Below are 20,044 nucleotides of genomic sequence, written 5' to 3'. Positions count from 1 at the left end.
TCAGGCCTGGACGGGCGCGCCGGCGAGCGCGGCATCGAATGCGGCTTGAAGCGCCGGCCGATCGAGGTCTTCTCCGATCAGCACGAAACGGCTTGCCGCTTCGCCTTCGGACCAGCGCCGGTCGAAGTAACTATCGAAACGACGGCCCACGCCTTGCACGACCAGACGCATCGCAGCGCCGGGAAGAGCGGCAAAGCCCTTCACACGATAGATCGTGTGATGCTCGACGAGACTCTGCAACGCGGCGATGGCCTGCTCGCGCGACTCGATGCTCGCCTGAACGACGACCGAATCGAACGCGTCGTGATGATGATCGGCGTGGCCTTCATCATCCACGGAACCGTGATGATCGTGCCGCAAATGAATTGTCTCTTCCGATGCCGCTTGCAAGCCGAGCAACGCATGCAGATCGAGCCGTCCCATCTGCGCAGGCACGATCTTCACTTGCGGCGGAATCTCGGGGCGTATGAGTGCTTCCACTTGGCCGAATGCATTGCCGTCCATCAGGTCCGTCTTGTTGACGATAACCAGATCGGCCGATGAAAGCTGATCCTCGAACAGTTCATGCAGCGGCGATTCATGGTCGAGGTTCGGATCGGCCTTGCGCTGTGCATCGACTGCGGCGGGATTGGACGCGAACTGGCCGCTCGCAGCAGCGGGGCCATCGACGACCGTGATCACGGCATCCACGGTAAAAGCATTCTTGATGGACGGCCAGTTGAACGCCTGCACGAGCGGCTTCGGCAATGCGAGACCGGAGGTTTCGATCAGCACGTGGTCGATGCGGTCGCGCCGTTCGAGCAATTGCTCCATCACGGGATAGAACTCTTCCTGCACCGTGCAACACAAACAACCGTTCGCAAGCTCATAGAGATTGCGGTCCCCAGAGGCCGCTTCGTCATCGCAGCCGATACCGCAGCCCTTCAGAATCTCGCCGTCGATGCCGAGTTCGCCGAACTCGTTGACGATGACCGCCAGGCGCAAGCCCTGCGCATTCGACATGATGTGGCGCATCAAAGTGGTCTTGCCGCTGCCGAGAAAGCCGGTCACGACGGTGACGGGAATCTTGCGGGTTTGCATCGTTGCTCCGTGGCGTGTGTGCGTGCGCCGTGCCGCTCAAGGCATGGAATGCGATGTCGAACGGGAATGCGCACGGCTCTGTGATCATGGACCGGGCCGCATCCCCGCGGCATGGGTCCTTGCGAAAGTCTGGCCGGTATCCGGGCTTGCGGCTTCATTGCACCGCCTTCCTGCCGATGGCAGTGGCGTGTGGCGCAATGCGCGGCATCGTCAATCGATACCGCCAGTCGCTTACCGTTGCGGGGGCAGCGCAGGTTGACGCAAGCCATGATCATGCATGGCCAGGCGCTCCCTGCTTCCCGTTTAACTGTGCGCGAAAGAAGCTCGCGCACGAGCACCAAAACTGCGTGAAAGTCTAGGCGTAGCGGGCACGAGCGTCAAGGAAACACGCGCTTCGAAGAAGCGCCTATGGTATCTTTGGCCCGCGACTGGTGCTCGCGCGTTCCAACGCAACGCGCAGTTAAACGGGAAACAGGAAGCCGTGCTCGTCAGACGAACCACGCGCCAGCCTGTGCTGTCCCCGCAACGGTATGCGACCGGCGGCATCGTCATCGTGCAATGCCGCGCATCGTGCTCGAATGCCACTGCCGAAAGCGGGAAGGCCGCACGATGAGGTCGCAAGCCCGGATACCGGCCAGCGCAGGGAACGAAGCGCATTGCGTGATTGCATGTGACGCGCTTCGCCGAACGCCGCGCATCCGCGAGGGACGCATGCACGGCGCAAGCTGCCTTTCCATTTCGATGATGACCATTAGCGCGAATCGGCGCCATCTTGCCGTCGGCATCGGTTGCAGGCGAGGCGCAAGCGCGGACGCCATAGAGCACGCCGTGCGCGCGGCGCTTGGCGCAACCGCCTTTCTGTTCGAGGATATTGCGCTGGTCGCCAGCATTGCCGCTAAAGAGAATGAAGCAGGCTTGCTTGCGTTTTGTGAGCAACACGATCTGGCTTTGCAATTCTTCCGAACGGAAGAGATTGCCGAAGCGCCAGCAAGCTATTCGCCTTATGCCGGCAAGCACATGAACGTCGATGGCGTGTGCGAGCCTTGCGCGATACTGGCAAGCCACGGCGGACGCCTCGTGCTTGGGAAGACCATCGTCGGCGATGTGACTGTCGCCATTGCAATGAAGAACGCGCCATCAGATACGAAAGTCCCATGAAAACCGATACCGAATCGCATCTGCGCATGACGCAGCGTCGCAAGGAAGGCCACGAAAAGAAGCAGGCCGCCGCCGATCACGAGAAGGGTTTGTTGATCGTGAATACCGGCAATGGGAAGGGCAAGACCACAGCCGCATTCGGCATGGCGGTGCGCGTGCTCGGCCACGGCATGAAGCTCGGCGTCGTGCAATTCATCAAGGGCGCGTTGCATACGTCCGAGCGCGATTTCCTCGCCGCAATGGCGAATTGCGATTTCGTCACGATGGGCGATGGCTATACGTGGAACACGCAGAACCGCGAAGCCGATATGGCGACCGCGCGCAAAGGCTGGGATGAAGCGCGCCGCATGATCGAGAGCGGCGAGTATCAGATGGTCGTGCTCGATGAACTCAATACCGTGCTCAAATACGAGTATCTGCCACTCGATGAAGTGCTCGATGTCCTGAAGGCGCGGCCCGCGATGCTGCATGTCGTCGTGACGGGCCGTCACGCGCCCGATGCGCTCGTCGACATCGCCGATCTCGTCACCGAGATGCGGCTCGTGAAGCATCCTTATCGCGAGCAAGGCGTCAAGGCGCAACGCGGCGTCGAATTCTGATGCCGCGCTGCCCTGCACTCTTCATCGGTGCGAGCGCCTCGCATCAAGGCAAGACCACGGTGACGGCCGCGCTTGCGCGCCATCATGCGCGGCAAGGCCGGCGCGTGCGCGTCTTCAAGACCGGCCCGGATTTTCTCGATCCGATGATTCTCGAACGGGCATGCGGCTGGCCCGTCTATTCGCTGCACCTGTCGATGGTCGGCCTCGATGCCTGCCGCGCGATGCTTGCGGAAGCAGCGCGTGAAGCCGATCTCATTCTGATTGAAGGCGTGATGGGTTTGTTCGATGGCACGCCCAGCAGCGCCGATCTGGCCGCCGCGTTCAACGTGCCCGTACTCGCCGTGATCGGCGCGCATGGCATGGCACAAACGTTCGGCGCGGTGGCGTTCGGGCTGGCGCGTTATCGCACGGACGTGCCGTTCTATGGCGTGCTCGCCAATCGCGTGGCATCGGCGCGTCATGCACAGATGCTTGCCGAAGCCATTCCCGATGGATTGCACTACTGCGGGCATCTGTCCAACGCGGACGATATCGCGTTGCCCGAGCGTCATCTCGGCCTGACGCAAGCGCAGGAAATCGCGAGCCTCGATGCACGCCTCGATCGCGCCGCCGATGCCATCGCAACAACCTCGCTTGGCGACCTGCCGCCGCACGTCGAGTTCGAAGATGCGACGCTCGATGCACCGCCCCGCCTGCTCGATGGCATGCGGATCGCCATCGCACGCGATACCGCGTTTTCTTTCATCTACCCGGCGAACATCGACTTGTTGATCGCGATGGGCGCGAGCGTCACGACGTTCTCTCCGCTCGCCGACGAACCGCTGCCCGCCGATACCGATGCGCTCTATCTTCCCGGCGGCTACCCCGAACTGCATGCGGCCACGCTCGCAGCGAATGCATGCACGCGAGCGTCGATCAAGGAGCACGTTGCGCGCGATCGCATCGTCGTCGCGGAATGCGGCGGCATGCTCTATCTGCTCGACACGCTGACGGATATCGAAGGCAACCGGCACGCGATGCTTGGCGTGCTGCCCGGCAATGCAACCATGCAGCGGCGTCTCGCACGCCTCGCGATGCAGCGTCTCGACACTGCACATGGCATGCTCACCGGCCACACGTTTCACTACTCGACACTCGATACGCCGATGCAGTCGCAACTCACCGCGACGCATGCAACGACGGGCGCGGCAGGCGAAGCGCTTTATCGGCAGAGCCGCATCACGGCAACGTATATGCACGCTTATTGGCCGTCGAACCCGGCGGCAGCCGCCGCGCTGTTTCGCGGCGAATCACTATGACGATGACACTGGACCTCGCCTTCACGATCGAACGCGCGAAAGCGCAAGAACCCATTGGTTCGCCCTGCACCGGCGTATGCAAGATCGATCCCGCACACGAACTGTGCGCGGGATGCTTCAGAAGCCGCGCGGAAATCAAAGCCTTCAGATCGATGGACGATGCCGCGAAGCTCGCCCTCCTCGACGAATTGCCCGGCAGGCAAGCATCGGTGTCGGGCGTAAAGATCGCTTAGACCGTCGCCATTGTTCGCCGCGCAGGACGTTCCAGTTCGCGGGCGGCGAGTGCGCCAAAGACAAGACCGAGCGCCGTCCAGATGATCGCCTGAATGCCGATGGCGGCCACGCGAAAATTCCAGAGCAACGATGCGGAGAAACCAGCGGGCACTTCGTCGACGCGCGGCAGGATGAATTGCGCAAGCACCATCAACGCGAAATACGCAGCGCCCGCGATGATCGTCGCATTCCAGTTGCCCTGAGTGCCATGCAAGCGCCTTTGCAACCACACGGAAAAAGCCGCCGCCGCAATGGAAATTGCAACGATGCCGAAGAACAACGCAGTGCGCGCGCCTATGGTCTCGGGATTGCCGACGGCGGGCGGATTCGGCGGATACACGAGAAACGGCGCGACGGTCACGCTGACGAAGCCGAACATCGCGAGCAATGCCGCTACGCCACGCGCGTGCAAAGCGCCGAGCCGCCCGTAAGCGACCGCGAAGACAAGCGAGAAAATGCCGCCGAGCGCCGTGCCGAATACAGCGATGCCTGTGAGCAAGCCTAAGCCCGCCTGAGTATCGCGGCTAACGATGTCTTCGCCGCCTTCGTGTTCGTGTGAATGCGCCGCCCCTTCATGCCCTGCATGCGCATGTTCGTGCTGCGCTTCGAAAGCGATGGCGCGCTCGACCGATGCTTCACCCACCGTCTTTGCGAACGCAAAGCCGAGCAGGCCCGCGACGAGTCCCGCGATCATGCCGCGTATCAACAGACTGCGAATCATGGTCCGTCCTCAGTGGCACGGAAAGCCGAGCAAATGCCGGCCATCGTGAACGAACTCGTGGACGTAGGTGCCCGACAGAATCGACGTTGCGCCCTGCTCTGCGCCGACGAAGTAAATGGCGATTAGCAGAATGAGGCCGATGAACACGGCCCAAGGCAAGACTTCGCGCACCGGAATGGGGACAGGTGCGTCGATTGTCGGCAAAGAAGGAGCAGCGGAAAAGACCGGTGCGTTGGAAGCATTCATGGATGGTTCTCCTGGGAAAAGCGCGTCCCGATAGACGAAGAGCTTGCAGCGGGGTCTGACTCGCGGGCTATCTATTTGAAACGCCCGCATACAGTGGCGCGACCGTGCCGGGTTTGCACCGGCTTCCTCGCACTGCAAGCTTGCCATTCTATGACGATTACCGGCAAAGTAAAGCAATGCTGCTCTTAGGGCGATTGATTGAAGTGAACGTTATTCTGCTTTGCCATGCCGCTACGCATGCGATGAAAGCCGCGCGCTTTCCGACCGGTAACGAACCCGCCGAGCGCGGCGAACTCACGCGCTTCGATCTTCCTCGCGACGTTCCTGTCATTTCGAGTCCCGCCGCCGCAGCGCGCGAGACGGCCTCGTGGCTGACGAGTCAATTCACAATCGACCCTGCGTTCGACGATATCGACTATGCCCGCTGGCGTGGCCATGCCATTCGCGAGATTGCGCAGCAGGAAGCGGAAAACATCGCTGCGTGGTTATCGGATGTGAATGCGCGTCCGCATGGCGGCGAGAGCATCGCGATGCTCGCGGAACGCGTTGCCGGGGCGCTGACGCGTATCGGCAACGATGCGTCGCATGAATGCTGCATCGTGGTCACGCATGCGATCGTCGTGAAAGCGGCGCTCGCGCATGTGCGCGGCGAAGCGCTGGCGTCTTCGCTGAGAATGGATTTCGCGCCCTTGTCGTCGATACAGCTGACATACGATGCAGCGCATCGTTTATGGTCCGTACGAAACTTCGATGCCAGCGCGAGGCTCAAAAGCATCGACAGCGCATGACGCTGCCGCACATTTAAGGAGACTCACATGGCGCACTACGTTGATGGTTTCGTCGTACCCGTGCCAATCGACAAGATCGATGCATACCGGGCCATGGCCGAGGAAGCCGGCAACATCTGGCTCGAACACGGCGCGTTGCAGTTCGTCGAAGCCATCGCCGATGACGTCAAACCGGGCGAACTCACTTCGTTTCCGCAGAGCGTTCAGCTAAAGGAAGGCGAAACAGTTGCGTTCTCGTGGATACTTTACGATTCGCGAGAGCAACGCGACGCAGTGAACGAGAAAGTCATGAACGACCCTCGGCTGAAGGCCATGATGGAGAAGGCTCCGCCGCCGTTCGACGGAAAACGCATGTTCTTCGGCGGATTCAAAACGCTGGTCGAACTCGGCAGCGCCTGAGCGCAATTAGCGCAATTCACAAAGGAAAAGCATCGACATGTTCATCGCCATGAATCGCTTCAAGATCGTACCGGGCGCCGAGTCAGATTTCGAACGGCTGTGGACGAGCCGCGATACTCATCTGAAGGAAGTGCCCGGCTTCGTCGAGTTTCATCTGCTAAAAGGCCCGGTCAAGGACGACCACGTGCTTTATTCGAGCCATACGATCTGGGCGAATCGTGCCGCATTCGAAGACTGGACGCGCTCGGACGCGTTTCGCGCCGCTCATCGCAACGCGGGCGGCGAAACACGTCAGCTTTATCTGGGTCATCCGGAATTCGAAGGCTTCGAAGTCATTCAGACGATCAGCTAACACGTGCGTTTTACACGTCTATGAAAAAACGCGCTAAAGCTGCAATCGCAATTGACTAGGCCTTTGCCCCGCGAGCCATCCGTTGCAACGTCGAAGAATCGATTGCGGCGGCGCAAATGCGTACGGCTTCCTTCAAGGTCCGGGGCCGTCCTTCGCCGAACTGCGATTCGAGCATGGCCACGGCGCGCACCCGCTCTTCGTTGCCTAGCTTCTCGCCGGTCGCCAGTTCCAGCACGGAGATGAAGTAGGCGGCGGGCGGGGCTGCGCGCCCGGCAGGAGTGGGATGTGCGGCACGCACGCCATGCGATTCGCCCGCACCGTCGCGCTGTCCATCGAACGCCGTCCGGCGCAATGCCGGCCGTGCGGTCCAATCCGTTTCGTTTCGACTGTTCATTGGTCTGATCTTCGCTGAAGTGCCCTGCGCCCGAAGCGCTTTGTCTGTTTAATAGACAGCAAAGATCGTTCCAACCCGCTTACGCGCTTGCCTCTTGCGCCGATAGGACAGCCTTCGCGACGCGGCATGCAGCGAGATCCCACGCCGCACAGCCGACCGACTTGAATACCACAGGACGGCCCGAAACGCTGCGTGAAACAAGCGCCGACGCAAGCGGCGTCACTGCATTCCAGTCGACATCCGCGAGAATGTAGTCCCCCGCTTCGTGGCGAGCGCCAGCGGGATCGTCGACATAAAGCTCGCTGGCATGAATGATCGACGGCGCGATTTCGGCCGCGTCCGCCGTGAATGCGCCCACGCCGATGACGAGCCGAGCCGGGTTCGCGGGCTGCATATAGACCGGCGTTTTGCTCGTTGTCGCCGTAATCACGACGTCGATCAAATCAGGCACCGACCCGTGTTCGAGCGGTTCCATATTGGCGGACAACCCCGCGTTCTCCTCGAAGAACACGCCCGCGCGGCCCGGCCGCGAGCCGAGAACATGGATGCGCGCTTCGGGATAAAGACTCGCAAGCGCCTCGACATGATGCGCGGCCTGTTTGCCGGAACCGATAACGAGCACTGCCCGAGGCGCTTGTGCGGCGAGCGTGCGAATGGCAAGCATGGATACCGCGGCGGTTCGGCGGCCCGTGACGGTCGGACCGTCCAGCATGAACTGCAGCGCACCGGTTGCAGCATTGAATGCGCTGACCTGCCCGTGTATCGTCGGCAAGCCCAGCGCACCGTTGCCGGGGCACACGTTCACGAGCTTGTGCATGGCGATATCGTCGGCGGACGCGGGCATCGACAACATCACGCCGCCGTGCGCGAGCGGCACGACCATGCGCTCTGGACTGACGATGCGGCCCGCCGTGTAATCGAGCATCGTCGCGGCCAGGGTGTCGACGAGGCGATCGTAAGGCAATAGGCGCGCGGTTTGCACTGCATCGAAAGTGTCGGTCATCGTGAGTCGCCTCTCTGAGTTTTAGCGCCAAGCGCCGGAATATTCTAACGGCGCACGAACGCGTGTCATAAAGCGCGAGCCTTTCTACAATGGACGAATCCATTGCGGCGTCATATGACTGCAACGCCAAGCGGTCATAATCGGCGGTCCCGCGCCGCCTCACGAACGACCGCGCGAACCAGATGCATTCCGGAGCACGACATGAACATGACGGACAAACAGCGCCGTTTTCACGCCGACCTGATCGACAGCTACGACGAAGAGTTCGAGATGGAGATCGACGACCGCCTGATGGACGGCGAAGCGGCCTTCTCCGATGAAGAACGGGCGATCCGCAAGACCTATTTCCGCGAGCTATTTCGCTTGCAAGGCGAACTCGTCAAGTTGCAGGACTGGGTCGTGCACACGGGACACAGGCTCGTCGTCATTTTCGAGGGACGCGACGCCGCCGGCAAAGGCGGAGCAATCAAACGCATTACGCAGCGTCTCAATCCGCGTGTATGCCGCGTCGCTGCGCTGCCTGCGCCGAACAACCGCGAGCGTACGCAATGGTATTTCCAGCGTTATGTGTCGCATCTGCCGGCTGGCGGCGAGATCGTGTTGTTCGATCGAAGCTGGTACAACCGCGCGGGCGTCGAACGCGTGATGCACTTCTGCACCGACGAAGAGTACGAAGAATTCTTTCGCTCAGTGCCGGAGTTCGAGAAGATGCTGGTGCGCAGCGGCATTCAGATCATCAAGTACTGGTTTTCGATTACCGACGATGAACAGGAAGTGCGCTTTCAGGCGCGCATCGAAGATCCGTTGAAGCAGTGGAAGCTGAGCCCGATGGATCTCGAAAGCCGCCGCCGATGGGAAGCCTATACGGCCGCGAAGGAAGTCATGCTGCAACGCTCGCACATACCGGAAGCGCCGTGGTGGGTGGTGCAGGCCGTCGACAAGAAGCGCGCACGCCTCAACTGCATTCATCACCTGTTGAGTCAGGTGCCGTATCACGAGATCGAGCATTCTTCAATACAGCTGCCCGAGCGCGTATTCAATCCCGATTATTTACGCCAGCCCGTGCCGCAGGAGATGTACGTTCCCGAAGTCTATTGATGAACCTTAGCAGCAGTGACGGCAGGCAATGCGTTCGATTGCCTGTCCGCGCTCACGATGCACCGCCTGACGCGCGACGAACTGATAAGCGTGCTGCGAACCTCTGAGCAGCATCACGAACATGACTTGCGCGAGATTGAAGTCGAGCGTGACCATGAGCCGCATGAGCAGCAGCAAAGGCAGCACGACAGCAGGTTGATAGATTTGTCTGGCGATCAAGGCTCTCATTGGCGGCTCCCATTCCCATGACTTGTATTCTATGGATCGGAGCGATGCCGATAAATGGGCTGCAAGTGAAGACATATGTTCCTTGAAGCGAACAATCGCGGTCGGAAACAAAAAGGCCCCGCATTCAGCGGGGCCAAAGACCGGCATCAGTTTTTCGCGAGACTCGGTTCGGGAACCGGCGTGGGCATCGCATCGCCCCATCCGCCGCCAAGCGCGCGTATCAGGTTCACCGTCGATACCGCCTGCGTCCCCGCAAGCTGAACGGCCGCGCGCTGCGACTGCAACACGGTGCGTTCGGCGTCGATCACATCGAGGTAATTCACCGCGCCTTCCGTGTACTGCCTGCGTGAAAGCTGCGCGGCGCGCACCGATGCGTTCACCGCATCCGCCTGCGTCGTGGTCTGCGTTTCGAGGATGCGCAAATCCGACAGGTTGTCTTCGACTTCACGGAACGCCACCAGCACTTGCTGACGATAATTCGCCACGTCCTCTTCATAAATGGCGCGCGCATTCGCGAGATTGCCCTTGCGACGCCCGCCATCGAAGATCGGCAGATTGAGCATCGTGCCCGCGAACGGCCCGAGCAGGAAGGTGCGGCTCGACCAGTTGAAGAGATCGCCGAGCGTCGCCGATTCGAAGCCGCCCGATCCCGTCAAGGTCAACGACGGAAAGAACGCCGCCTTTGCCACGCCGATGCGCGCATTCGCTGCGGCCATGGACCGCTCCGCTGCAGCGATATCCGGACGGCGTTCGAGTAACGACGAAGGCAAGCCCGGCGGCAAGCGCACCGTCACCGGCTTGAGCGGGTTGGCGGCCATCGTGAATTGCGCGGGCGCCTTGCCGAGCAGCACCGCAAGACCATGCTCCGATGCCGCGCGCAAGCGTTGCACCGTCATCGCATCGGAACGAGCGGTCGCCAGTTCGGAGCGCGCACGCGCGACGTCGAGTTCGCTGATATCGCCTTCCGCGAAGCGCCGCTGCACGAGCTTGAGCGCTTCTTCACGCAGGGACACAGTGCGCGAGAATACATCGGCTTCCGCATCCAGCTCGCGAAGATTGAAGTAGTTCTGCGCGACATCCGCCTGCAATGCAAGCTGCACCGACCGGAACAACGCCTGGCTTTGTTCCGTGTCCGCGTTGGCCGCCTGCACCGAGTCCGAGACGCGGCCGAACAGATCGACTTCATACGACACGCTCGCTTGCGCGCGCCACAACGTCTGCGCCGGAACGTTCCCGTCGGGCGGCAGGAATTGCGAGGCCGGCGAGAACTTCTCCCGTGTCGGACCGAAGCCTGCATCGAGCGTCGGAAAGAGACCTGCACGCGCCGTCTGATTGATTGCGCGCGATTCCTTCACGCGCGCCGCCGCAGCCTTCAGATTCTGATTCGCCTCTTGCGCCTGACGTTCGAGATCGTTGAGCGTGGGGTCGTCGAACACGGTCCACCACTCGCCGCGCAGCATTTCTTCCGAAGGCTGCGCGGTCTTCCACGTACCCGCTTCCGATGGCGACAGCGTCGGCGTTTCCTTGTACGCAGCCGGCGGATTCACATCCGGCTTTTCATAGGTCGGCGCAAGCGAACATCCCGCGACCACGAGCAGCGACGCCATCAATGCAGGCAAGCCCAACCATCGTTTCATTAGCGACTTATTCATCATCCACCTCATTGCGCTTCGTACGAAGCACCGATACCGCGCATCTGCGGATGCGTGCCGTGCTTGTCCGTCACGTGTTCCGTGCGGCTCAGTTTGCGCAGGATCACGTAGAACACCGGCGTCAGCATCAGACCGAAGAGCGTTACGCCGAGCATGCCGAAGAACACTGCAACACCCATCGCATGACGCATCTCCGAGCCCGCACCCGACGACAACACCAGCGGCACCACGCCCATGATGAACGCGATGGATGTCATCAGAATCGGGCGCAGACGCAAGCGGCTCGCTTCGATCGCAGCCTGCACGATCGAACGTCCCTGCATTTCCAGCTCGCGTGCGAACTCCACGATAAGAATGGCGTTCTTCGCCGACAAGCCCACGAGCACCATCAAGCCGATCTGCGTGAAGATGTTGTTGTCGCCATCCGTGAGCCATACGCCGAGCAGCGCGGAGAGGATGCTCATCGGCACGATGAGGATCACCGCGAGCGGCAACGTCAGGCTTTCATACAACGCGGCAAGCACGAGGAACACGAGCAGCACGCTGATCGGGAACACCCACAGTGCAGCGTTGCCCGCGAGAATCTGCTGATACGTAAGGTCCGTCCATTCGAACTTGATCCCGCGCGGCAGCACTTCAGCCGCAATGCGTTCCGCAGCCGCCTGTGCCTGGCCCGACGAATATCCCGGCGCAGGACCGCCGTTGATATCGGCCGCCGTGTAGCCGTTGTAACGCACCACCATTTCCGGGCCATACGTCGGCGATACCTTCACGAGCGACGAAAGCGGCACCATGTCCCCGTTCGCGTTGCGCGTCTTCAGCAACCCGATGTCTTCGGGATTCGCACGGAACGGCGCATCGGCCTGCACGCGCACCTGGTACACGCGTCCGAAGCGGTTGAAGTCGTTGACATAGAGCGAGCCGAGATAGACCTGCATCGTGTCGAACACATCCGTGACCGAAACGCCGAGTTGCTTCGCTTTCACGCGATCCAGATCCACGTTCAGTTGCGGCACGTTGATCTGATAGCTCGAGAACGTCGGCCCGAGTTCGGGCGTCTGCGATGCGCGCTTGATGAACGCTTGCGTTGCATCGGCGAGCGCCGCATAGCCGAGCGCGCCGCGATCTTCGAGCTGCATCTTGAAGCCGCCGAGCGTGCCGAGACCGAGCACCGGCGGCGGGGGGAACACGGCGATGAACGAGCCCTTGATGCCCGCATACTTCTGATTCAACGCACCGGCAATGGCATTGGCCGACAGCGACTTGTCATGCACGCGGTCCTTGAACGGCTTGAGCGTGACGAAGACAATGCCCGCGCTCGACGAATTCGTGAAGCCGTTCACCGACAGGCCCGGAAATTCCACTGCGCTTTCCACGCCCGGCTGCTTCAGCGCGATGTCGCTCATCTGGCGGATCACGCCTTCGGTGCGATCGAGCGATGCGCCATTCGGCAACTGCGCGAAACTGATCAGATACTCCTTGTCCTGCGCGGGCACGAAGCCGCCCGGCACGAGCTTGCCCATCAGCACCGCACCGCCAAGCAGCACCGCATACACGACCATCATGATCGCCTTGCGGTTGATGACGCGGGTGACGCCCTTGCCGTACGCGTCCGATCCGCGATGGAAGACCTTGTTGAAGCCGCGGAAGAAGCCGCCGAACACGCGATCCATTCCACGCGTGAGCCAGTCTTTCGGCTCATCGTGGCCCTTCAGAAGAAGCGCTGCGAGCGCCGGCGACAGCGTCAGCGAGTTGAACGCGGAGATCACCGTCGAGATCGCGATGGTCATCGCGAACTGCTTGTAGAACTGCCCCGTCAGGCCGGACATGAACGCGAGCGGCACGAACACGGCAACGAGCGTCAGGGCAATCGCGATGATCGGCCCGCTCACCTCGCGCATCGCCTGATACGTGGCATCTCGCGCCGACAATCCCGCTTCGATATTGCGCTCGACGTTTTCCACGACGACGATCGCATCGTCGACCACGATACCGATCGCGAGCACCATGCCGAACAGCGACAGCGCGTTGATCGAGAAGCCGAACGCAAGCAACAGCGAGAACGTCCCGACGATCGACACCGGCACAGCAAGCAGCGGAATGATCGAAGCACGCCACGTTTGCAGGAACACGATCACCACCAGCACGACGAGCGCAATCGCTTCGACGAGCGTATGAATGACCGCCTCGATACTGGAGCGCACGAACTGCGTCGGGTCATAGACGATCTGATACTCGAGGCCCGCAGGCATGTCGGCCTGCAGTTCCTTCATCGTCTTGCGCACTTCGTCGGAGATCTGCAGCGAGTTCGCGCCCGGTTGCTGGTTGATCGCGATTGCGACGGCCGACTTGTTGTCGAGCAGCGAGCGCAGGCCGTATTCGGATGCCGCGAGTTCGACGCGCGCAACATCGCTAAGATGCGTGACGGCGCCATCCGGCGAAGTTTTCAGCACGATGTCGCGAAACTCGGACTCGTTCTGCAAGCGGCCGCGCGCATTCACGTTCAACTGGAGCGGCACGTTGGGCAGCGTCGGCGAACCGCCGATCACGCCAGCCGCAACCTGCACGTTCTGCTCGCGGATCGCGTTGACGACATCGGTTGCCGTCATGCCGCGCTGCGCGACCTTTTGCGGATCGAGCCAGACGCGCATCGAATAATCGCCCGAGCCCCACAACTGCACTTCACCCACACCGGCGATACGTTCGAGCCGATCCTTGACGTTGATGAGCGCGTAATTGCGCAAATACGTCATGTCGTAGCGGCCGTTCGGCGAGTTCAGGTGAACCACCATGGTGAGCGTCGGCGATGACTTGATCGTCGTCACGCCGAGCCGCTGCACGTCCTGCGGCAAGCGCGGCAGCGCCTGATTCACGCGGTTCTGCACGAGCTGCGTGTTCTTGTCGGGATCGGTGCCGAGCTTGAACGTGACGGTCGTCGTGAGATTGCCGTCGCTGTTCGCCTGCGACTGCATGTACAGCATGTCTTCGACGCCGTTGATCTGCTCTTCGAGCGGCGAAGCCACGGTCTCCGCAATCACCTTCGGGTTCGCGCCGGGATATTGCGCATGCACGACGACCGATGGCGGCACGACTTCCGGATACTCGGAGATCGGCAGCTTGAACATCGCGATGATGCCCGCCAGCAGCACGACCACCGACAACACGCCCGCAAAGATCGGGCGGTCGATGAAGAATTTGGATATGTTCATGACGAGTTCTTTCCGTTGCGGATCACGCGAATCACTGCGCCGATGCCGTCTTCACGACGGGCGCATCGCCGCTGTTGTTCATCGCGACACCGTTGGCTTTGACGACATCGTTCGGACGCACGCGCTGCAATCCGTTCACGACGATGCGTTCGCCCGCTTCCAGTCCTTTAGCAATCACGCGCAAGCCGTCATGTGTCTGACCGAGCGTGACTTCGCGATACTGCACGCGGTTGTCCTTGTCGACGACCATCACGAACTTCTTGTCCTGATCGGTGCCGATGGCGGCATCGTCGACGAGCACCGCCGGGTGAGGCGTGCCGCCGCCCACTTTGATGCGTGCGTACAGCCCCGGCACCAGCGAGCCGTCCGGATTGTTGAAGCGCGCACGCACGCGGATCGTGCCGGACGTCGTATCGAGGCGGTTATCGACGGAATCGACGACGCCTTCCCGTGAATAACCATCTTCGTTGGCAAGCCCGAGCGACACCGGCACGGTGTGGCCCGCGTCGCGGCCGAGATAGCGCAGATACGTTTGTTCGTCGACATCGAACGATGCGTAGATCGGCGAGACCGACACCAGCGTCGTCAGCAAGGGCGCATTGCTGCCCGTCGATACGATGTTCCCCACCGTCAGTTCCGCACGCGATACACGCCCCGACACCGGCGCGGTGATGCGCGTATAGGCAAGATTGATTTTCGCGGTCTCGACGGCGGCTTGCGCAGCCTTCAGGTTGGCGACGGCCTCGCGTGCGGCGTTTTGCTTCTCGTCGTAATCGCGCTTGGCGATCGCGTTATCCGTGAGCAGACGTTCGGCACGCGCGGCGTCCGTCGATGTGTAGCCGTTGCGGGCCTGCGCCGCCGCGAGTTGCGCCTGCGCGCGATCCACTTCGGCTACATAGGGACGCGGATCGATCGTGAACAGCGGATCGCCCTTCTTCACGAGCGCGCCATCCTTGAAATGCACCGCGACGATCGTGCCGGGCACGAGCGGGCGAATATCCACGTGGTCCACCGCTTCGAGCCTGCCCGAGTAGCTTTGCCAGTCGGTGATGGTCTTCGAAATGACGGTCGCGACATCGACTTCGGTGGCAGTGGGGCTATGCGCTGCGGCTTTGGCTTCGTTGATCGCCGCGTCGCCGTGGCCGCGCCAGGCGGTATAGCCGCCCGCGCCTGCGATGACCAACGCAGCGCCTAGCGCGGCGTAGATGCGTTTGCGAGTGAAGAACATGATGAAAGGCTCCGGTTGCGTTGAGATTGTTTTTTTATGGTGCTCGGGCTTAGCGCTTATTTGGTGCGCGCAAGCCGCTTCCTGAAGAATGCGACGACATCGGCCAATGCGTCGGGATGCGCGGCAAGCGCCTGATGCGATGCCTTGCAATGCCGCGTCACTTCGGTGGGCACGCCCGCGGAGATCAGTTCCGCTGCGTACTTTTCAGCCTCGATGTGCAGCAGGTCATGCTCGGCGCTCGCGATCAATGCAGGAGGCAGGCCAGCAAGACGACGCGATTCGAGCGGCGCCGCATACGGATGCAAACGTTGCGACGGATTCGGCAGGTAAGCGCGATAACAGCGCGCGCATTCGCTCAGTTCGAGATCGGGGCACAGCACCTTGCGCTCATCGGCGACGCGCGTCATGCTCGGATCGAGCAGCGGCGCGAGCAGCACTTGCGCCGACATGCGAATGTCGCCGCGATCGCGTGCAATGGCAGCGACACATGTCGCGAGATTGCCGCCCGCATCGTGGCCCGCCACACCCACTCGCTGCGGGTCCGCGCGCTGAGCGCGTGCATGCGCCACGGCCCATTGCGCCGCGCGATAGCCATCCTCGGGCGCGGCCGGAAACGGATACTGCGGCGCCAGCGAATAAGCCACCGACACGACCCATGCGGGCGTATCGCGTGCGATGGTCGCGGCGGCGATGTCGGCATCGTCGAGTGTGCCGCTTGTAAAACCACCGCCATGAAAATAGAGGACGATGGGCAGGACGGTGCCGTCCGACGCGGGGCGATAGCTGCGCAGCATGATGGGCTGCACATGGCCCGCAATGCGCACCTCTTCGATGCACAGTCTCGGTCCTTGCTCCAAATCCAGCAGTGATGCCATGGTTATTTCCGTGCACAGCCCTGTTTGCAAGGCCGTCACGCATGAGTTGCGATGGTGCGAATTCTGGAGTCCGCGCCTTTTTTAATAAATGCCTATAATCCGGCAACACAATTCGGTCGCCCCGAACAATCATCGCTTAAGCTCCCGGCGATTTTCTTAGCCAGCCGCTTAATTCCCTGCCTCTATAAGCATCGAAGGTACGAAAATGGATCGGCTACAAGCAATGCAGGTCTTTACTCGCGTCGTCGACACCAACAGCTTTTCGCGTGCAGCGGACACGCTGAACCTGCCGCGTGCATCGGTGACGACGATCATTCAGAACCTCGAAGCCTTTCTCAACGTGCGGCTGCTTCAGCGCACCACGCGCAGGCTCAATCTCACGCCGGACGGCGCCGCCTACTACGAGCGATGCGTGCGCATCCTCGCGGACATCGAGGAAGCCGAGAGCACGTTCTCGAACAACGGCAAGGGGCCGCACGGCAAGTTGCGCGTGGACATGCCGGGGGCCATCGGGCGGCTGATCGTCATGCCCCAGCTATGCGATTTCCACACGCGCTATCCGGACATCGAACTGATGATGGGCTTCGGCGACAAGCCGGTCGATCTCATTCAGGAAGGCGTCGATTGCGTGATTCGCGTCGGCACGCTGCAGGATTCGAGTCTTGTCGCGCGGCGCATCGGCGTGTTTCAGGGCGTCACGGTGGCAAGCGCTCAATATCTGGAACGCAACGGCACGCCGACGACGCTCGACGATCTGCAGAACCACACGGCCGTCAATTACTTCTCGAGCCGGACTGGGCGAATCATGGACATGGATTTCGTCGTGGACGGCGAGACCATCGAAGTGAAGATGCGCGGCATGATCGCGGTGAACGATGCCGAAGCGTATCTGAGTTGCGGGCTCAAGGGCGTGGGCATCGTTCAGGTGCCGCGATTCATGGCGCTGCCGTATCTGCGTTCGGGCGAACTCGTCGAACTGTTGCCGCAATGGAGCCCGATGCCGATGCCCATTTCAGCGGTGTACCCGCACAACCGGCATTTGTCGCCGAAGGTGCGCGTGTTCGTGGACTGGGTGGCGGAACTGTTCGAACGCTGCCCGCTGCTGCAGGGACAGAAGGAAGCGGAAGAACGCTGCCTGCCGACGAGCACCGCATCGCCGATGATCGTTCGCCACGGCACGCCCGAAGTCGCGGGCACGGCGGACGTGGTCGTTTGACGGCTCGCCGATTATTCGCCGCAATAGATAAATCTATTCGTCAATAGCCCATTTATCCGCCGCACCGGCGCGACTACATTTCGTCCTGTCACGGCGCATCGTTCATTCACATGATGCGCCGTATCCCGAAGGATCGAAAGGAGTCGCACCATGAAACGCTATCTGCTCACGAGCCTCTCGCTCGCCGCTGTGTCCGCCGTGATCTCGAGCACCGCTTTTGCGGAAGGCGGCCAGGGAATCGGCCGTGCGGGAACGTATCTCACGCCTACGCAAAGCACGGCAAGCGCAAGCGAAACGCCCAAGACGCGTGCGCAAGTGCGGGCCGAACTTGCCGCAGCCTATTCGAACGGCTCTTTGCCGGCGCTCAATCGCAATACCTATCCTTCGCGAAGCATGTGGGGCGATGCTGTCGCCGCGCAGGCAGAAGCGCACAACCGGGCAATCGTCAATTACGCGAATGGCGCGCCGGCCGCCGCGAATCTGAGCTCACGCTGATTCGTTCGTCATTCTAACTATTCGAAGGATAAGTCCATGTTCGATACCGAATCGGCACTGGAGCAATTCTCATTGCTCGATGATTTCTCGACGGACGCGCCCGTTTGGCGTCCGTTCGCACCGGACGAAACTCAACAGCACATCGACGCCGAGATTCTCTAGGAACCCGCTTCCACCGCGCTCAACGCCCGCTCGATCACGCCCGCCAGCTTCGCAAAGGCGGGCGCGATCTCGGCGTTCGGCACACACGCATAGCCCAGCATCAAACCCCTGCGCGCGTCGTGCTGATTCATGTAGTAGTGCGTGAGCGGACGCGTGACCACGCCGCTCGCGAGCGCATCGTCGGTGATCGCGCGATCGCTCGCGTTGCCGGGCAATTCGAGCACGAAGTGCAGGCCCGCTTCGTCGCCACGCACGGCGAGCGTTTCACCGAAATGCGCGCCGATCGCGTCGATGAGCAACTGACGGCGTTCATCGTAAAGGCCGCGCATGCGCCGCACATGCGACGTCAAATGCCCATCCAGAATGAATTCCGTCATCACCGCCTGCTGCATCAACTGGCCTTCGCGATAAAGCTCCGCGACGCCGGTGCGGAACGTATCGACGAGATTCTCCGGCACGACCATATAGCCCATGCGCAAGCCGGGAAACATCATCTTGCCGAGACTGCCGACATAGATGACCTGCCCCGCGTCGTCGAGTCCCTGCAGCGACGATAGCGGCCGGCTGCGATAACGGAACTCGCTGTCATAGTCGTCTTCGATGATCCACACGCCATGCTGCCGCGCGAATTCGAGCAGCGCACGACGCCTCGCGAGACTCATCACCATGCCGAGCGGATACTGATGCGACGGCGTCACGAGCGCAATGCGCGGCGGCGCGGCCATGTCGCGCGCGCTGGGATTGAGGCCTTCTTCGTCGACGGGCACGGGCACGAGCGCTAGCCCCGACGCCTGCAGCACGCTGCGCACGCCCCAGTAGCACGGCTCCTCGACCCACGCGCGATCGCCGCTATCGGTCAGAAGACGCACCGCGAGATCGATCGATTGATGAATGCCCGTCGTGATGATGATCTGATCCGGCGTGCATTTCACCGAACGCGCGACGCGCAGATAGTCCGACAACGCGCGCCGTAGCGGCCGGTACCCGCCGCCCGGCGCATACGTCAGCAGGTCGGGACTCGCGCGCTTCCAGAGCCGCGACTGCAGACGGCTCCACGTGCGCGACGGAAACTCCGCCACATCCGGCACGCCCGGCATGAACGCGCCCCACTGCTTCGGCGCGACGCCCGCGTGGGCGATCAACCGCGCCCCCCGCTTCGATATCAGACAAGGCTTGCGCGGCGTTTCGTCGGCCGGTTCCTGCTGCTTGCGCACGGCCGCACGGTCGTTCGGGGCGGTATCGGCGACATAGGTGCCGCTGCCGGTCGTCGACGTGACATAGCCTTCGGCCGTCAACTGCTCGTACACGTGCAGCACCGTATTGCGCGCGACGCCAATATCGGCCGCCAGCATGCGCGAGCTCGGCAGCTTCGCCCCCGACGCAAGCTGACCGGTCAAAATGGCCTGCTGCATCGCCTCGAGCAGTTGCCGGTAGACCGGCTCTTCGCGCGTGCGGTCGATTCGCGCATTCAGCCATTCTGCAAGGTGAATCGTAGTCAAGGTGCTGTCCCGGGACGAGGTGCCAATGCCGGAAGTGGCTCCCCGATGAATATTGAAATGGTTCCCCATTG

Annotated in this window: 22 protein-coding genes and 3 riboswitches; of the genes, 11 read left to right on the top strand and 11 right to left on the bottom strand. The window is 61.6% G+C overall.

The genetic code is table 11. The annotated features are described in order from the left end of the window. A complete protein-coding gene (gene cobW, locus AB6804_RS10960; RefSeq protein WP_370886475.1) occupies positions 1–1,080 on the bottom strand; it encodes a cobalamin biosynthesis protein CobW in 1,080 nt (359 codons plus the stop codon). A 113-nt stretch (positions 1,081–1,193) separates the two neighbouring features. Continuing rightward, a riboswitch (cobalamin riboswitch) is annotated at positions 1,194–1,437 on the bottom strand. Positions 1,438–1,492: 55 nt separating this feature from the next. Beyond that, a riboswitch (cobalamin riboswitch) is annotated at positions 1,493–1,734 on the top strand. 57 nt (positions 1,735–1,791) lie between these two features. On the opposite strand from cobW, the gene AB6804_RS10955 reads away from it, so the two are divergent. Genes AB6804_RS10955 through AB6804_RS10940 form a run of 4 tightly spaced genes read left to right on the top strand, consistent with a single transcriptional unit; the run spans position 1,792 to position 4,368 of the window. Next, a complete protein-coding gene (locus tag AB6804_RS10955; protein ID WP_370886474.1) occupies positions 1,792–2,238 on the top strand; it encodes a cobalamin biosynthesis protein in 447 nt (148 codons plus the stop codon). Beyond that, positions 2,235–2,837: a cob(I)yrinic acid a,c-diamide adenosyltransferase gene (gene cobO, locus AB6804_RS10950; protein ID WP_370886473.1), complete on the top strand. Its 603-nt coding sequence runs from the start codon at positions 2,235–2,237 to the stop codon at positions 2,835–2,837. The genes AB6804_RS10955 and cobO overlap by 4 nt, the downstream gene beginning before the upstream one ends. Further along, positions 2,837–4,135 carry a cobyrinate a,c-diamide synthase gene (locus AB6804_RS10945; protein ID WP_370886472.1) on the top strand — a complete coding sequence of 433 codons (1,299 nt, stop codon included), beginning with the start codon at positions 2,837–2,839 and terminating at the stop codon, positions 4,133–4,135. The genes cobO and AB6804_RS10945 overlap by 1 nt, the downstream gene beginning before the upstream one ends. Then, a complete protein-coding gene (locus AB6804_RS10940) occupies positions 4,132–4,368 on the top strand; it encodes a DUF1289 domain-containing protein (RefSeq protein WP_370886471.1) in 237 nt (78 codons plus the stop codon). The genes AB6804_RS10945 and AB6804_RS10940 overlap by 4 nt, the downstream gene beginning before the upstream one ends. On the opposite strand, the gene AB6804_RS10935 is transcribed toward AB6804_RS10940, so the two are convergent. Then, positions 4,365–5,129 (bottom strand): CbtA family protein, encoded by a 765-nt coding sequence (locus AB6804_RS10935; RefSeq protein WP_370886470.1) that lies wholly within the window; start codon positions 5,127–5,129, stop codon positions 4,365–4,367. The genes AB6804_RS10940 and AB6804_RS10935 overlap by 4 nt on opposite strands. Positions 5,130–5,138: 9 nt before the next feature. Continuing rightward, positions 5,139–5,375 (bottom strand): CbtB-domain containing protein, encoded by a 237-nt coding sequence (locus tag AB6804_RS10930; protein WP_035964566.1) that lies wholly within the window; start codon positions 5,373–5,375, stop codon positions 5,139–5,141. A gap of 29 nt (positions 5,376–5,404) precedes the next feature. After that, a riboswitch (cobalamin riboswitch) is annotated at positions 5,405–5,527 on the bottom strand. Positions 5,528–5,578: 51 nt separating this feature from the next. Between AB6804_RS10930 and AB6804_RS10925 the strand changes: the two genes are divergently transcribed. Genes AB6804_RS10925 through AB6804_RS10915 form a run of 3 tightly spaced genes read left to right on the top strand, consistent with a single transcriptional unit; the run spans position 5,579 to position 6,914 of the window. After that, on the top strand, positions 5,579–6,163 hold the full coding sequence (locus AB6804_RS10925; protein ID WP_370886469.1) for a histidine phosphatase family protein: 585 nt from the start codon (positions 5,579–5,581) through the stop codon (positions 6,161–6,163). A gap of 27 nt (positions 6,164–6,190) precedes the next feature. Continuing rightward, a complete protein-coding gene (locus tag AB6804_RS10920) occupies positions 6,191–6,562 on the top strand; it encodes a DUF1428 domain-containing protein (protein WP_370886468.1) in 372 nt (123 codons plus the stop codon). A 37-nt stretch (positions 6,563–6,599) separates the two neighbouring features. After that, positions 6,600–6,914 (top strand): antibiotic biosynthesis monooxygenase, encoded by a 315-nt coding sequence (locus AB6804_RS10915; protein ID WP_370886467.1) that lies wholly within the window; start codon positions 6,600–6,602, stop codon positions 6,912–6,914. A gap of 55 nt (positions 6,915–6,969) precedes the next feature. On the opposite strand, the gene AB6804_RS10910 is transcribed toward AB6804_RS10915, so the two are convergent. Further along, positions 6,970–7,308, bottom strand: a complete 339-nt coding sequence (locus AB6804_RS10910; RefSeq protein ID WP_370886466.1) for a hypothetical protein — start codon at positions 7,306–7,308, stop codon at positions 6,970–6,972. A 79-nt stretch (positions 7,309–7,387) separates the two neighbouring features. Next, positions 7,388–8,311, bottom strand: coding sequence for a bifunctional Delta(1)-pyrroline-2-carboxylate/Delta(1)-piperideine-2-carboxylate reductase (gene lhpI / locus AB6804_RS10905; protein WP_370886465.1), 924 nt, complete (start codon positions 8,309–8,311; stop codon positions 7,388–7,390). 201 nt (positions 8,312–8,512) lie between these two features. Here lhpI and ppk2 point away from each other — a divergent pair, with 201 nt between their 5' ends. Further along, entirely contained in the window at positions 8,513–9,409 is an 897-nt protein-coding gene (ppk2, locus tag AB6804_RS10900) for a polyphosphate kinase 2 (RefSeq protein ID WP_035964579.1), read from the top strand. A 6-nt stretch (positions 9,410–9,415) separates the two neighbouring features. Here the strand turns inward: ppk2 and AB6804_RS10895 are convergent, their stop codons facing one another. The 5 genes from AB6804_RS10895 to AB6804_RS10875 all read right to left on the bottom strand — a co-directional run bounded on the left by AB6804_RS10895 (position 9,416) and on the right by AB6804_RS10875 (position 16,601). Further along, a complete protein-coding gene (locus tag AB6804_RS10895) occupies positions 9,416–9,637 on the bottom strand; it encodes a hypothetical protein (RefSeq protein WP_370886464.1) in 222 nt (73 codons plus the stop codon). 146 nt (positions 9,638–9,783) lie between these two features. Then, the gene (locus AB6804_RS10890; RefSeq protein WP_370886463.1) at positions 9,784–11,274 is read right to left on the bottom strand and encodes an efflux transporter outer membrane subunit; all 1,491 of its coding nucleotides are present in this window, start codon (positions 11,272–11,274) and stop codon (positions 9,784–9,786) included. A 23-nt stretch (positions 11,275–11,297) separates the two neighbouring features. Continuing rightward, on the bottom strand, positions 11,298–14,498 hold the full coding sequence (locus tag AB6804_RS10885) for an efflux RND transporter permease subunit (protein ID WP_035964585.1): 3,201 nt from the start codon (positions 14,496–14,498) through the stop codon (positions 11,298–11,300). Between the two features lie 31 nt (positions 14,499–14,529). Then, positions 14,530–15,726, bottom strand: a complete 1,197-nt coding sequence (locus AB6804_RS10880; RefSeq protein WP_370886462.1) for an efflux RND transporter periplasmic adaptor subunit — start codon at positions 15,724–15,726, stop codon at positions 14,530–14,532. A gap of 56 nt (positions 15,727–15,782) precedes the next feature. Continuing rightward, positions 15,783–16,601, bottom strand: coding sequence for an alpha/beta hydrolase (locus tag AB6804_RS10875; RefSeq protein WP_035964589.1), 819 nt, complete (start codon positions 16,599–16,601; stop codon positions 15,783–15,785). 205 nt (positions 16,602–16,806) lie between these two features. On the opposite strand from AB6804_RS10875, the gene AB6804_RS10870 reads away from it, so the two are divergent. The 3 genes from AB6804_RS10870 to AB6804_RS10860 all read left to right on the top strand — a co-directional run bounded on the left by AB6804_RS10870 (position 16,807) and on the right by AB6804_RS10860 (position 18,474). Continuing rightward, the gene (locus AB6804_RS10870) at positions 16,807–17,817 is read left to right on the top strand and encodes a LysR family transcriptional regulator (RefSeq protein WP_035964591.1); all 1,011 of its coding nucleotides are present in this window, start codon (positions 16,807–16,809) and stop codon (positions 17,815–17,817) included. Positions 17,818–17,967: 150 nt separating this feature from the next. Next, a complete protein-coding gene (locus tag AB6804_RS10865; RefSeq protein WP_370886461.1) occupies positions 17,968–18,312 on the top strand; it encodes a DUF4148 domain-containing protein in 345 nt (114 codons plus the stop codon). A gap of 36 nt (positions 18,313–18,348) precedes the next feature. Continuing rightward, positions 18,349–18,474: a hypothetical protein gene (locus AB6804_RS10860; RefSeq protein WP_280519424.1), complete on the top strand. Its 126-nt coding sequence runs from the start codon at positions 18,349–18,351 to the stop codon at positions 18,472–18,474. Here the strand turns inward: AB6804_RS10860 and AB6804_RS10855 are convergent. Further along, positions 18,471–19,973, bottom strand: coding sequence for a PLP-dependent aminotransferase family protein (locus tag AB6804_RS10855; protein WP_370886460.1), 1,503 nt, complete (start codon positions 19,971–19,973; stop codon positions 18,471–18,473). The genes AB6804_RS10860 and AB6804_RS10855 overlap by 4 nt on opposite strands. Positions 19,974–20,044 lie beyond the last annotated feature (71 nt).

Origin of the sequence: Caballeronia sp. RCC_10 (assembly GCF_041360715.1) — a bacterium.
GTDB lineage: Bacteria > Pseudomonadota > Gammaproteobacteria > Burkholderiales > Burkholderiaceae > Caballeronia > Caballeronia grimmiae.
This window is presented reverse-complemented; position numbering and strand designations above follow the sequence as displayed.